The sequence below is a fragment of the Pseudomonas sp. LS1212 genome (assembly GCF_024741815.1).
GTDB lineage: Bacteria > Pseudomonadota > Gammaproteobacteria > Pseudomonadales > Pseudomonadaceae > Aquipseudomonas.
Window position 1 is genome coordinate 5,573,508 of the sequence record NZ_CP102951.1, and the last position, 12,262, is coordinate 5,585,769.

Annotated in this window: 14 protein-coding genes; 9 read left to right on the forward strand and 5 right to left on the reverse strand. The window is 61.6% G+C overall.

Features of this window, described 5'->3' with window-relative positions:
- Window positions 1-38: 38 nt before the first annotated feature.
- The 6 genes from exbB to NVV94_RS26145 all read left to right on the forward strand — a co-directional run bounded on the left by exbB (window position 39) and on the right by NVV94_RS26145 (window position 6,758).
- Window positions 39-1,010 (forward strand): tonB-system energizer ExbB, encoded by a 972-nt coding sequence (exbB, locus tag NVV94_RS26120; RefSeq protein ID WP_258445148.1) that lies wholly within the window; start codon window positions 39-41, stop codon window positions 1,008-1,010.
- 3 nt (window positions 1,011-1,013) lie between these two features.
- Window positions 1,014-1,439, forward strand: a complete 426-nt coding sequence (exbD, locus tag NVV94_RS26125; protein ID WP_258445149.1) for a TonB system transport protein ExbD — start codon at window positions 1,014-1,016, stop codon at window positions 1,437-1,439.
- Window positions 1,436-2,173 carry an energy transducer TonB gene (locus tag NVV94_RS26130; protein WP_258445150.1) on the forward strand — a complete coding sequence of 246 codons (738 nt, stop codon included), beginning with the start codon at window positions 1,436-1,438 and terminating at the stop codon, window positions 2,171-2,173. The genes exbD and NVV94_RS26130 overlap by 4 nt, the downstream gene beginning before the upstream one ends.
- Window positions 2,174-2,266: 93 nt before the next feature.
- A complete protein-coding gene (locus tag NVV94_RS26135) occupies window positions 2,267-3,187 on the forward strand; it encodes a hydrogen peroxide-inducible genes activator (protein ID WP_258445151.1) in 921 nt (306 codons plus the stop codon).
- 8 nt (window positions 3,188-3,195) lie between these two features.
- Window positions 3,196-5,271, forward strand: a complete 2,076-nt coding sequence (gene recG / locus NVV94_RS26140) for an ATP-dependent DNA helicase RecG (protein ID WP_258445152.1) — start codon at window positions 3,196-3,198, stop codon at window positions 5,269-5,271.
- A gap of 77 nt (window positions 5,272-5,348) precedes the next feature.
- Window positions 5,349-6,758, forward strand: coding sequence for an aminoacyl-tRNA deacylase and HDOD domain-containing protein (locus NVV94_RS26145; RefSeq protein WP_258445153.1), 1,410 nt, complete (start codon window positions 5,349-5,351; stop codon window positions 6,756-6,758).
- Between the two features lie 135 nt (window positions 6,759-6,893).
- Here NVV94_RS26145 and NVV94_RS26150 read toward each other — a convergent pair whose 3' ends face one another.
- The 4 genes from NVV94_RS26150 to NVV94_RS26165 form a co-directional block, all read right to left on the reverse strand.
- Window positions 6,894-7,268 carry a helicase gene (locus NVV94_RS26150; RefSeq protein ID WP_258445154.1) on the reverse strand — a complete coding sequence of 125 codons (375 nt, stop codon included), beginning with the start codon at window positions 7,266-7,268 and terminating at the stop codon, window positions 6,894-6,896.
- A gap of 209 nt (window positions 7,269-7,477) precedes the next feature.
- The gene (locus NVV94_RS26155; RefSeq protein WP_065758133.1) at window positions 7,478-7,753 is read right to left on the reverse strand and encodes an HU family DNA-binding protein; all 276 of its coding nucleotides are present in this window, start codon (window positions 7,751-7,753) and stop codon (window positions 7,478-7,480) included.
- A gap of 187 nt (window positions 7,754-7,940) precedes the next feature.
- Window positions 7,941-9,089, reverse strand: coding sequence for an NAD(P)/FAD-dependent oxidoreductase (locus NVV94_RS26160; RefSeq protein WP_258445155.1), 1,149 nt, complete (start codon window positions 9,087-9,089; stop codon window positions 7,941-7,943).
- A 52-nt stretch (window positions 9,090-9,141) separates the two neighbouring features.
- Window positions 9,142-9,309 (reverse strand): rubredoxin, encoded by a 168-nt coding sequence (locus NVV94_RS26165; RefSeq protein WP_258445156.1) that lies wholly within the window; start codon window positions 9,307-9,309, stop codon window positions 9,142-9,144.
- Window positions 9,310-9,530: 221 nt separating this feature from the next.
- Between NVV94_RS26165 and NVV94_RS26170 the strand changes: the two genes are divergently transcribed.
- The gene (locus NVV94_RS26170; protein ID WP_258445157.1) at window positions 9,531-10,073 is read left to right on the forward strand and encodes a chorismate lyase; all 543 of its coding nucleotides are present in this window, start codon (window positions 9,531-9,533) and stop codon (window positions 10,071-10,073) included.
- Window positions 10,073-10,963, forward strand: a complete 891-nt coding sequence (ubiA, locus tag NVV94_RS26175) for a 4-hydroxybenzoate octaprenyltransferase (protein WP_258445158.1) — start codon at window positions 10,073-10,075, stop codon at window positions 10,961-10,963. The genes NVV94_RS26170 and ubiA overlap by 1 nt, the downstream gene beginning before the upstream one ends.
- Before the next feature lie 45 nt (window positions 10,964-11,008).
- On the opposite strand, the gene NVV94_RS26180 is transcribed toward ubiA, so the two are convergent.
- A complete protein-coding gene (locus tag NVV94_RS26180) occupies window positions 11,009-11,383 on the reverse strand; it encodes a hypothetical protein (RefSeq protein WP_258445159.1) in 375 nt (124 codons plus the stop codon).
- A 143-nt stretch (window positions 11,384-11,526) separates the two neighbouring features.
- On the opposite strand from NVV94_RS26180, the gene phoB reads away from it, so the two are divergent.
- Window positions 11,527-12,216 (forward strand): phosphate regulon transcriptional regulator PhoB, encoded by a 690-nt coding sequence (gene phoB / locus NVV94_RS26185; RefSeq protein WP_196932054.1) that lies wholly within the window; start codon window positions 11,527-11,529, stop codon window positions 12,214-12,216.
- The last annotated feature ends 46 nt before the right edge of the window (window positions 12,217-12,262 follow it).

The following is a 12,262-nucleotide window of genomic DNA, read 5'->3' on the forward strand; positions in this document are numbered from 1 at the left end:
GGACAACCACCTCATTCTTCTTCTCAGGTCCGGCCAGCATGACACGCAATCAACCCTCCGCTTCGCCAACCAAGCTATCTCGCCAGCCTCGCGCATGGCGCGGTATCGCTGCCCTGTTGCTTGGCCTGATGCTGACCCCGGCCGTGTCTGCGGATGAACCTGTCGCCCCCGCCACCACGCCTGCAGTCGTTGCTCCTGCCGCTGATACTGCACCGGCACCGGCACCGGCAGTAGAAAATGCGTCCGGCACCGAGAATGCCGCAAGCGACGCCACTGAGGCGCTGGTCGAGGACAACAGCCTGGGCATGGCCCACGACCTGTCCCCATGGGGCATGTACCAGAATGCCGACGTCGTGGTGAAGGCCGTCATGATCGGCCTTGCAATCGCCTCGATCATTACCTGGACCATCTGGATCGCCAAGGGCCTGGAGTTGATGGGCGCCAAGCGTCGTCTGCGTGTTGAAATCGCTCACCTGAAAAAAGCCGCCAGCTTGAAAGACGCCAGCGACACTGCGCAAAAAGCCGGCACCCTGGCCCACCTGCTGGTCCATGATGCCCTGGAAGAAATGCACCTGTCGGCCAGCGCTCGCGAAAAAGAAGGTATCAAGGAACGCGTCAGCTTCCGCCTGGAGCGCCTGGTGGCCGCCTGCGGCCGCAACATGAGCAGCGGCACCGGCGTACTGGCCACCATCGGCTCGACAGCACCCTTCGTCGGCCTGTTCGGCACCGTATGGGGCATCATGAACAGCTTCATCGGCATCGCCAAGACCCAGACCACCAACCTCGCCGTGGTTGCCCCCGGTATCGCCGAAGCGCTGCTGGCAACCGCCCTGGGCCTGGTTGCGGCGATCCCTGCGGTCGTCATCTACAACGTCTTCGCACGCTCCATCGCCGGCTACAAGGCACAGGTATCGGATGCATCCGCGCACGTTCTGCTGCTGGTCAGCCGCGACCTCGACCACCAGCCGGGTGAGCGTAATGCCCAGCCGCACATGGTGAAAGTGGGGTAAACCATGGGCCTGCATCTGAACGAAGGCGGCGACGATCTCGCCGAGAACCACGAAATCAACGTGACGCCGTTTATCGACGTGATGCTGGTACTGCTGATCATCTTCATGGTGGCAGCGCCGCTGGCAACCGTCGATATCAAGGTGGACTTGCCCGCCTCGACCGCAAAACCTGCGCCAAGGCCGGAAAAGCCGATCTTCCTGAGCGTCAAGGCGGACCAGAATCTGTTCATCGGCGAAGAGAAGGTCGAACGTGCTCAACTGGGTCCAGCGCTTGATGCCAAGACCAAGGGCGACAAGGACACCACGATCTTCTTCCAGGCCGACAAAGGCGTGGACTACGGCGATCTGATGGACGTCATGAATGCCTTGCGCACGGCCGGCTACCTCAAGGTCGGCCTGGTTGGTCTAGAGACGGCAGCGAAGAAATGATCACGACGCGCCAAAAGCTGACGCGTTATAGCGGTAGTCTGGCGGTCGTGCTGGGCGTCCATGCCATCGCCATGATCGTGGCGCTGAAATGGTCTGTCCCACCGGTGCTCGAATTGCCACCGGCGGCGATGATGGTCGAAATGGCGCCGATGCCGGAGCCCGCACCGCCACCTCCGCCCAAGGTGGTGACGCCGCCCCAGCCGCCAACGCCGATCGAGGAGCCGCCGCTGCCGAAACTGGCCGAAGCCCCCAAGCCGAAGATCGCCATACCCAAGCCGGCCAAGCCAAAAGCCAAGCCGCAGCCACCGGCCCCGGTGAAGAAACCGGAGCCGCCACAGGAAAAACCGGCTGAAGAGGAAACGGTCGATACGCCACCGAGCACTGCGCCTGTGCAGAAATCGGCAGCACCGGCACCCAGCATCGCGTCGCAAAGCAATGCCAGGCCGACCTGGCAGAGCGATCTGCTACGCCACTTGAGCAAGTACAAGAAGTACCCGGAGGACGCCCGCCGTCGCGGCATGCAAGGGGTCAGCCGCTTGCGCTTCGTGGTGGATGCCGAAGGCAAGGTACTGTCGTACTCGCTGGCCGGTGGTTCGGGTAGCGCATCGCTGGACCGGGCGACCCTGGAAATGATCCGCAAGGCGCAGCCGCTGCCCCCGCCACCCAAGGAACTGCTCAACAACGGCAGCCTGGAAGTGGTCGCACCTTTCGTTTATTCGCTGGATAAACGCTGATCCCTTGGTTCTGACATACGGAGCCAAGGCTGATAACGTGCGTCTATCGATTGCAGCCGCTATGCTGGGGCGGCAAATTCATGGACGCCCGTTATGACTCTCACAGAATTGCGCTACATCGTCACCCTCGCCCAGGAACAGCACTTCGGCCATGCGGCCGAGCGTTGCCATGTCAGCCAGCCGACCCTGTCGGTCGGGGTCAAGAAGCTTGAAGACGAACTCGGCGTGCTGATTTTCGAGCGCAGCAAAAGTGCCGTGCGCCTGACGCCGGTTGGCGAGGGAATCGTGGCGCAAGCCCAGAAGGTCCTTGAGCAGGCCCAGGGTATTCGCGAGCTGGCCCAGGCGGGCAAGAACCAGCTGACCGCACCGCTCAAGGTTGGCGCGATCTATACCGTGGGGCCCTACCTGTTCCCGCACCTGATCCCGCAATTGCACCGGGCTGCCCCGCAGATGCCGTTGTACATCGAAGAAAACTTCACCCACGTGCTGCGCGACAAGCTGCGCAATGGGGAACTCGATGCAGTGATCATCGCCCTGCCGTTCAATGAAGCCGACGTGCTGACGCTGCCGCTGTACGACGAACCGTTCTACGTATTGATGCCCAGCGAACATGCCTGGACGAAAAAGGAAACCATCGACGCCAGCCTGCTCAACGACAAGAGCCTGTTGCTGCTCGGCGAAGGCCATTGTTTCCGCGATCAAGTGCTGGAAGCCTGCCCCACCTTGGCCAAGGGCAACGACGGCGCCAAGCACACGACAGTGGAGTCCAGCTCGCTGGAGACAATCCGGCATATGGTCGCCTCCGGCCTGGGCATCTCGATCCTGCCGCTGTCGGCCGTCCACAGCCATCACTATGCTCCCGGGATCATCGAAGTGCGCCCAATGTCACCACCGGTTCCTTTCCGCACCGTTGCGATCGCCTGGCGCGCCAGTTTCCCGCGGCCCAAGGCCATCGAGCTGCTTGCCGACTCGATCCGCCTGTGCTCGGTGGCCAAGCCACCTGTTGCGAAGTAAGTGATCCCATGACCGAGTTGTCGAAAGTGTCGGTCACGGCACTCAAGGGCGTAGGCGAGGCCATGGCCGAGAAGCTCGCCAAGGTCGGCCTGGAGAACCTTCAGGACGTGCTGTTTCACCTGCCCTTGCGTTATCAGGACCGCACCCGCGTGGTGCCGATCGGCGCGCTGCGTCCCGGCCAGGATGCAGTGATCGAAGGCGTGGTCAGCGGCACCGACGTGGTCATGGGCAAGCGCCGCAGCCTGTTGGTGCGCCTTGGCGACGGGACCGGCGTGCTGAGTCTGCGCTTTTACCATTTCAGCAACGCGCAGAAGGATGGCCTCAAGCGCGGCACCCACCTGCGCTGCTATGGCGAGGCTCGCCCCGGTGCCTCGGGCCTGGAAATCTACCACCCGGAATATCGCGCCTTGACCGGCGATGAAGCCATCCCGGTGGAGCAGACCCTGACCCCGATCTACCCGACGACCGAAGGCCTGACCCAGCAGCGGCTGCGGCAATTATGCCAGCAGAGCCTGGCCATGCTTGGCCCGCGCAGCCTGCCGGACTGGCTGCCAGCGGAATTGGCCCGCGACCACCGCCTGGCGCCGCTGGACGACGCCATTCGCTACTTGCACCATCCACCGGCCGATGCCGACGTGGACGAACTCGCCGAAGGCCAGCACTGGGCCCAGCATCGCCTGGCCTTCGAAGAACTCCTGACCCACCAACTGTCGCAACAGCGCTTGCGCGAAAGCCTGCGCTCGCAGCGCGCGCCGGCCTTGCCCAAGGCCAGTCGGTTGCCCGCTCAATACCTGGCCAACCTGGGCTTTGCACCCACTGGCGCCCAACAGCGGGTCGGCAACGAGATTGCCTATGACCTCAGCCAGCCAGAACCCATGCTGCGCCTGATCCAGGGCGACGTCGGCGCGGGCAAGACCGTGGTCGCCGCCCTGGCCGCCTTGCAGGCGCTTGAGGCCGGCTATCAGGTCGCACTGATGGCGCCGACCGAAATCCTCGCCGAACAGCACTACGTTACCTTCAAGCGCTGGCTGGAGCCGCTGGGTGTCGAGGTTGCCTGGCTGGCCGGCAAGCTCAAGGGCAAGAACCGCACCGCGGCCCTTGAACAGATCGCCGGCGGCGCCCCTATGGTGGTGGGTACCCACGCGCTGTTCCAGGACGAAGTGAAGTTCAACAACCTGGCGCTGGTGATTATCGACGAACAGCACCGCTTCGGCGTCCAGCAGCGCCTGGCCTTGCGCCAGAAAGGCGTCGGTGGCCGGCTCTGCCCTCACCAATTGATCATGACCGCCACCCCGATCCCGCGCACGCTGGCAATGAGTGCCTACGCCGATCTGGATACATCGATCCTCGACGAACTACCGCCAGGGCGTACACCCGTCAATACCGTGCTGGTGGCCGATAGCCGGCGCATCGAGGTGGTCGAACGAGTCCGCAACGCCTGTGCCCAGGGGCGCCAGGCGTACTGGGTGTGTACGCTGATCGAAGAATCGGAAGAGCTGACGTGCCAGGCCGCCGAAACCTCCTACGAGGAACTGACCAGTGCCTTGGGTGAACTGCGCGTCGGTCTGATCCACGGGCGCATGAAACCTGCCGAGAAAGCCGCGGTCATGGCCCAATTCAAGCAAGGGGCGCTGCAGTTGCTGGTGGCGACCACGGTGATAGAAGTCGGGGTCGACGTGCCCAATGCCAGCCTGATGATCATCGAGAACCCCGAGCGCCTGGGGCTTGCCCAACTGCACCAGTTGCGCGGTCGGGTCGGTCGAGGCAGCGCTGCCAGCCATTGCGTACTGCTGTATCACCCGCCACTGTCGCAGATCGGCCGAGAGCGCCTGGGCATCATGCGCGAAACCAACGATGGCTTCGTGATTGCCGAGAAAGACCTCGAACTGCGCGGCCCTGGCGAAATGCTCGGTACCCGGCAGACCGGCCTGCTGCAGTTCAAGGTCGCGGACCTGATGCGCGATGCCGATCTGCTGCCTGCCGTACGCGATGCTGCACAAGCATTGCTGTCACGCTGGCCGGAGCATGTGAGCCCGCTGCTGGAGCGCTGGCTGCGGCATGGGCAGCAATATGGCCAGGTGTAAAGACTGTCAGCGGATGGATCCATCTGTACGGTCAAGCTGGTTATACTGCCCCGATTGTAGAATTGTGGATACAGACCATGACTGAAGTTGCCCTGGATACCGCACCCCCGCACGCACCGTCTGTCATTCGGCTGTTGCTCGACAAGCTGGGTGTCAGCTACTGCGAAGTGATAGAGCAGCCGGGCCTGCAAACAGCGCGCAAGGTGCAGTCGGTGCTGCTGGAAGATTCAGTCGGTGCGCTCATGGTGCTGTACCCGCAAACCCAGCTGCTGGACCTGGGCCGCCTCGCCGAGCGCACCGGCCGCAGCCTGACCGCTGTCCCGCTGGAGCGCCTGGAGCGCATGCTCGGCAAGCACAGCCTGAACATTCTGCCCGGATTGCCGGCGCTTACCAGTTCGCCTTGCCTGTATGAAGAGCAACTGATGCGCGAGGCCAGCCTGCTGGTCAATTCGGGCGAGCCCGGCGTAATGTTGGAAATCAGCAGTGAAGACTTCAAGAAAATGCTGACCAAGGCCAGCGCGGCGAACTTCGGCGAGCCACTGGACGAAATCAAGCGAAACCTCGATCGTCCAGACCACGATCACCAGGAAATCAGCAAGGCCGTTCAGGCCTTCACGGCTCGGCGTATCCAGCAACGTCTGGAAGCAACCATCGAGATCCCGCCGCTGGCTGAAACCGCTCAGAAGATCATCAAGCTGCGGGTCGATCCCAATGCCACCATCGACGACATCACTGGCGTGGTCGAGACCGACCCGGCGCTGGCGGCCCAGGTTGTCAGCTGGGCCGCCTCGCCGTATTACGCCTCCCCTGGCAAGATTCGCTCGGTAGAGGATGCAATCGTTCGGGTCCTGGGCTTCGATCTGGTGATCAATCTGGCGCTGGGCCTGGCGCTGGGGAAAACCCTCAGCCTGCCCAAGGATCAACCGCAGCAGACCACGCCGTACTGGCAGCAGTCGATCTATACCGCCGCCGTCATCGAAGGCCTGACCCGTGCCATGCCTCGTGCAGAGCGACCGGAAACCGGCCTCACATACCTGGCCGGGCTACTGCACAACTTCGGCTACCTGGTGCTGGCGCATGTCTTTCCGCCGCACTTCTCATTGATTTGCCGCCATCTGGAAGTCAACCCGCATGCGTGCCACAGCTATGTGGAACAGCACCTGCTGGGTATCAGCCGGGAACAGATCGGTTCCTGGTTGATGCGTTACTGGGATATGCCCGACGAATTGGCTACCGCCTTGCGCTTCCAGAACGATGCTTGCTATGACGGCGAACATGCCGCCTACCCGAACCTGGTTTGCCTGGCCGTGCGCCTGCTGCGCAGCCGCGGCATCGGTTCCGGTCCGGTCGAAAGCATCCCCGACGAGCTGCTTGACCGCTTGAGCCTCAGCCGCACCAAGGCCGAGGATGTGGTCAACAAGGTGCTTGAGGCGGAAGTATTGCTGCGCGAACTGGCTTCGCAGTTCACGCCGGGCTCGAACGCCTGAACCCACGGCAGAACGCCCTATTTGGAGGTCCGGTGGACCTCAGCGTCGCAGCGGCGCACCGAGCCTTCGGCAGCGGCAAAGGTTCGCGCACCACGGTCTTTGTAGCAGCTGCCGTCAGGCTGTCGCAGTAATCAATCAGGCCTTTTTCTTTGGCTTGAGGTATTTGGTCAACCCCTGGAACCAGATCACCAGCGCCGGGTTGCCCTTGATCTGAATGGTCTTGTCCTGAATACCCTGCATGAAAGCCAGCTGCTTGTTCTGGGCCTGCAAAGTCTGGAAACCGAATGCCGCATCCTTGAAGGCAATGGCGAAGGCCGGCTCCGGTACCGTCCCGCTCCTGCTGGTGATGCGCATGTCCTTGACGATGAAATGGCGCGCAACCTTGCCGTCCAGCGTCTGCAGCTGGAACACCAGGTTCTTGTCGGTCAGTTGCTGTTGGAAAGCGGGATTCTTGCGGCTGGCCTTGGCCATCAGCAGCCCCATGGCCCAGAGAAGAAAGCGGAACTTCATGTAGACGCCTCAGCGATAGAAATGACTGGCAGCGCAGTGTAGCGGGTAATACCGATCAGATGCCAACCCGATCTCTCACATTTATGGGAGATCGCCGTTTTTTTCCGTTATTTAACACTTCAACACCCTTTCCGAAAATGGGCATCCGAGGCCGTCGGCATGCCCATTTCCTACTACTGCACTCCCTGATGACCAAGAGTGCGGCGCACTCAAGGATTGACACTATCTTTCAGGAATTTGCCCGGCTTGAAAGCAACGGTATTGCTGGCCTTGATCTTCACTGGCTCACCGGTTTGCGGGTTCTTGCCTGTGCGGGCGCCACGGTGGCGCTGCAGGAAGGTGCCGAAGCCGACCAGGGTCACACTGTCTTTACGGTGCAATGCGCTGGTGATTTCTTCGAGAACGGCGTTGAGGACGCGATTGGCTTGTTCTTTAGTGAGATCCGCTTTTTCAGCGATGGCGGCTGCGAGTTCTGGTTTACGCATGGTGAAGCCTCTTTGACGGTTTTTTGTTGTTATGTCCGTGCTGTTCTTTCAAACAGCGCCCAAGGCGCCGCAGGCTCTACGCTGCGGCAGACGGGAGTGAGAATGGCATGCCGCCAGGGGCTGCGCCAGTCTCAAGTCGACCTTTGTCTGCGCAAAAGCGGGGTGATTCCGACAGAACGGCCTTTATTTACGCCAAAAGGGGTGGGAGCTGCTTGTTGAACGCCAGCTTCTCCATGACTGCGGCGCCCGTGAGGGCATATCCGAGCAGGTTGCCGGCAGTATCGCGGCACAGCGCCTTGATGTCCCCACCCTGACCTTCGACCGTCCAGGCACCCTCCATGCCACGCGGCGGCGGCGACACCACCAGCGGGCAAACCGGCGTTTTGACGGTAATCGGCATCGGGCCATAAACCACGGCGGTCGGGTTGCCGGCCAGGGTCCTGGCCAGTGCCCGGGCGCAACTCATCAGCGGCATGACATAGAGCAGGTTGAGGCCATCGACCTCGGCGCAGTCACCCAGTGCATAAATGTTGGCGTGCGAAGTCTTGAGCTGACGATCGACCACCACCCCGCGATTGACCATCAAGCCGGCAGCCGCGGCCATATCGATACGAGGGCGCAGGCCGATGGCCGAAATCACCAGATCGCATTCGATCAGCTCGCCGTCGGACAGGTGCGCCTCCAGGCCCGTGGCAGAGCGCTGCAGGCGGGTAAGCACCGGCCCCAGGTGGAAACGCGCACCGAGGCTCTCCAGACCTGCCTGGACGGCCGTGGCGGCAGCCGGATGCAACAGCGTCGGCATGACCTGTTCGCACGGCGCCACCACATCGACCTCATAGCCACCAACAATCAGATCGTTGGCGAATTCACAGCCAATAAGACCGGCCCCCAACAGCAGCACCCGGCGCTTGCCCGCTGCCGCCGCGCGAAAGCGGGCATAGTCTTCCAGGTCATTGATGGGGAAAATCGCATCGCTGGCATCACCTTCTACCGCAACCCTCACGGTTTCAGCACCCCAGGCCAATACCAGGTCGCGATAGGGCACCTCTTCCTCACCGATCCAGAGGCGTTTGTGCCCCGGATCGATCCCGCTGATGCGGGTATGGGTGCGCACCTCGGCCTTCAGCTGCTCGGCCATGGCACCGGGTTCGGCCATGCTCAGGCCATCGGCGTCCTTATTCTTGCCAAAGCCGGTCGAAAGCATCGGCTTGGAATAGGAACGACCATCATCTGCGGTGATCAGCAGCAACGGCGTTTCGCCATCGAGCTTGCGAAATTCCCGGGCCAGGTTGTAGCCCGCCAGGCCTGTGCCCACTATCACGACAGGTGCAGTCATTCGTTGTTTCCCTGGAATAGTTGAATGTGGCGCAGTACGCCACAGACTGGAATCAGCCGATTTCGATCATCTCGAAATCCATTTTGCCCACGCCGCAATCCGGGCAGAGCCAGTCAGCGGGGACATCTTCCCAGCGAGTGCCAGGCGCGATGTCGTCATCCGGCCAACCTTCGGCCTCGTTGTAAATCAGGCCACATACCACGCACTGCCACTTCTTCATTACTTCAGACCTCAGCTCTCAGGCTCTTGGCTCGGTCGATCGATGGGTTCAGCGCTGCCGACCGGCTCAGGGCGTTTTTGTACTGATGCAATCGACCGGATGCAAGCAGGATCGATACGTCTACCGCACTATCACCCGCTCAAATGATCGTGGCAAACATGTTAAGCTCGCCGCCTCACTGGCCTGCAACCCTACCCAACGTGCCACTCCAGACTCCGTCCATGACCGCCCCGCATTGGCTCCAGCAGCCATCGCTCAGCGAGCGTCCCGAGGCGACGATCCTCGACTGGTTGTTCGACCAGGGATCGCTGACCCGCCGCTTGACGCAACTATCCGCCGATCATTTCAGCGTGACACCCCTTTACGAGGGCTGGCAACCGCTGCGCGACGACGAATGCCTGGCGCTGGATCTGGCCCCCAACAGCCTTGGCTGGGTGCGCGAAGTGTATCTGCGCGGCCACGGCCAGCCCTGGGTTTTCGCCCGCAGCGTCGCGGCCCGCAGCGCCCTGGAGCAGGGCGGGTTGAACATGGATGAGCTGGGTACTCGTTCGCTCGGCGAGCTGCTGTTCTGCGATCAGGCCTTTGCCCGCCGCGCAATTGAAGCCTGTCATTACCCGACAGCCTGGCTGCCGCTCGAGCATGCCCAGGCCGGTTTGTGGGCACGCCGCTCGCGTTTTGACCGCGACGGCTTGAGCCTGCTGGTTGCCGAAGTCTTTCTGCCCGCTCTATGGCAGATCGTCTGCCCGCTTCAGAAGGACCACTGATGTACCAGAGCCTGCTCAAATCCTTGAACCGCGTGCATCCGCGCGCCTGGGACTTCGTCCAGCTCACGCGCATGGAAAAGCCCATCGGCATCTACCTGCTGCTGTGGCCAACCTTGTGGGCACTGTGGATCGCCGGCGAAGGGTCGCCGTCGCTGGCCAATGTCCTGATTTTCGTCACAGGCGTGGTGCTGATGCGCGCCGCAGGCTGCGTGATCAACGATTTTGCCGACCGCAAGGTCGATGGTCATGTCAAACGCACCGAGCAGCGCCCGCTGGTCAGCGGCAAGGTCACCTCGCGCGAGGCGCTGGTGCTGTTTGCGGTGCTGGTGGCCTTGAGCTTTGTGCTGGTGCTCTGCACCAACGCCACCACCGTCTGGCTGTCGTTCGGCGGACTGGCGCTGGCGGCGAGCTATCCCTTCATGAAGCGCTATACCTACTACCCGCAAGTGGTGCTGGGCGCAGCGTTCTCCTGGGGCATGCCGATGGGCTTTACCGCCGAAACCGGCAACTTGCCGGCTGCCGCCTGGCTGCTGTACATCGCCAACCTGCTGTGGACCGTGGGCTACGATACCTATTACGCAATGACCGACCGCGACGACGACCTGAAGATCGGGGTGAAATCCACCGCGATCCTGTTCGGTGACGCCGATCGGCTGATCATTATCATTCTGCAGGCATCGGCGCTCGGCTGCCTGTTGCTGGCCGGGGCCCGCTTCGAGCTGGGCCTGTGGTTCCACATCGGCCTGCTGGGCGCGGCGCTATGCTTCGTCTGGGAGTACTGGTACACCCGCGAGCGCGAGCGTCAGGCCTGTTTCGAGGCTTTCCTGCACAATCACTGGGCCGGGTTGCTGATTTTTCTCGGTATCGTGGTCGATTACGCCATGCGCTGACCGCCAACCAGGTGGTTGACGGCCAACACGCTCAAGGGCTGGATATCAAGGTTTGGCTAAGTGCCAGACATCCATTTTGCCGTCACCCGTCTTGTCTCCGGCTTTTTTGTCCTTGATAAAGGTGTAGAGCGGCTTGCCATCGTAGGCCCACTGCATCGTTCCATCATCCCGCTTGATCTGCATCCATTTTCCTTCGGCTTTTTCACCCTCTTTGGCCATTAATGGCGGCCAGTTCTTGGCACATTCGCCATTGCACATGGATTTGCCACCGTCGTCCTTGTCGAAGGTGTAAAGCGTCATACCCTGATGATCGACCAACATGCCGTCCTTTTCCATGGCATGATCTGCCAGGACCACACCCGGCAAGGCCAGCGCTACCGCAGAGATCAGGGCCATCCAGCTCAGCGTATGTCGTGTCATTGGATATACCTCTTGTTGTTTTGAGATATTGAAGCGTAGTCCAGTAACAACATGTTGCTGCCAGGTCCCCAGGCTGTCACACGACTGCAATAATTCCGTTATCTAATGCGGCGCAAGACACTTCAATGACAGGAGCTTTGAGCATGGTTGGCAGAAACATTCTGATCGTCGATGACGAAGCGCCCATTCGCGAGATGATCGCCGTGGCATTGGAAATGGCCGGCTATGACTGCCTCGAGGCGGAGAACTCGCAACAGGCCCATGCGATCATCGTTGATCGCAAACCGGACCTGATCCTGCTCGACTGGATGCTGCCCGGCACGTCGGGTATCGAGTTGGCCAGGCGCCTGAAGCGTGATGAGCTGACCGGCGATATCCCGATCATCATGCTCACGGCCAAGGGCGAGGAAGACAACAAGATCCAGGGCCTGGAAGTGGGTGCAGACGATTACATCACCAAACCCTTTTCGCCTCGCGAACTGGTCGCCCGTCTCAAGGCCGTACTGCGCCGTGCAGGCCCCAGCGACGGCGAAGCACCGATCGAGGTCGGCGGGCTGTTGCTCGACCCGATCAGCCACCGGGTTACGATAGACGGCAGGCCCGCCGAAATGGGGCCGACCGAATATCGTCTGCTGCAGTTTTTCATGACCCACCAGGAGCGCGCCTACACCCGTGGCCAGTTGCTCGATCAGGTCTGGGGCGGCAACGTCTATGTCGAGGAGCGCACGGTGGACGTGCATATCCGCCGCCTGCGCAAGGCGCTCGGCGAGGCCTATGAGAACCTCGTGCAAACCGTGCGCGGCACCGGTTATCGCTTTTCCACCAAAAGCTGATCGGCCGCTACTGGCCATGCAATCGAAAGGACGCGTTGTTAATTGA

Bases quoted from the DNA above. Each gene is read 5' to 3' on its own strand.
- NVV94_RS26180 (WP_258445159.1), bottom strand. From the start codon at position 11,383: ATGACACGACATACGCTGAGCTGGATGGCCCTGATCTCTGCGGTAGCG.
- exbD (WP_258445149.1), top strand. From the start codon at position 1,014: ATGGGCCTGCATCTGAACGAAGGCGGCGACGATCTCGCCGAGAACCAC.
- NVV94_RS26160 (WP_258445155.1), bottom strand. From the start codon at position 9,089: ATGACTGCACCTGTCGTGATAGTGGGCACAGGCCTGGCGGGCTACAAC.
- NVV94_RS26155 (WP_065758133.1), bottom strand. From the start codon at position 7,753: ATGCGTAAACCAGAACTCGCAGCCGCCATCGCTGAAAAAGCGGATCTC.
- exbB (WP_258445148.1), top strand. From the start codon at position 39: ATGACACGCAATCAACCCTCCGCTTCGCCAACCAAGCTATCTCGCCAG.
- NVV94_RS26130 (WP_258445150.1), top strand. From the start codon at position 1,436: ATGATCACGACGCGCCAAAAGCTGACGCGTTATAGCGGTAGTCTGGCG.
- recG (WP_258445152.1), top strand. From the start codon at position 3,196: ATGACCGAGTTGTCGAAAGTGTCGGTCACGGCACTCAAGGGCGTAGGC.
- NVV94_RS26145 (WP_258445153.1), top strand. From the start codon at position 5,349: ATGACTGAAGTTGCCCTGGATACCGCACCCCCGCACGCACCGTCTGTC.
- NVV94_RS26135 (WP_258445151.1), top strand. From the start codon at position 2,267: ATGACTCTCACAGAATTGCGCTACATCGTCACCCTCGCCCAGGAACAG.
- phoB (WP_196932054.1), top strand. From the start codon at position 11,527: ATGGTTGGCAGAAACATTCTGATCGTCGATGACGAAGCGCCCATTCGC.
- ubiA (WP_258445158.1), top strand. From the start codon at position 10,073: ATGTACCAGAGCCTGCTCAAATCCTTGAACCGCGTGCATCCGCGCGCC.
- NVV94_RS26170 (WP_258445157.1), top strand. From the start codon at position 9,531: ATGACCGCCCCGCATTGGCTCCAGCAGCCATCGCTCAGCGAGCGTCCC.
- NVV94_RS26165 (WP_258445156.1), bottom strand. From the start codon at position 9,309: ATGAAGAAGTGGCAGTGCGTGGTATGTGGCCTGATTTACAACGAGGCC.
- NVV94_RS26150 (WP_258445154.1), bottom strand. From the start codon at position 7,268: ATGAAGTTCCGCTTTCTTCTCTGGGCCATGGGGCTGCTGATGGCCAAG.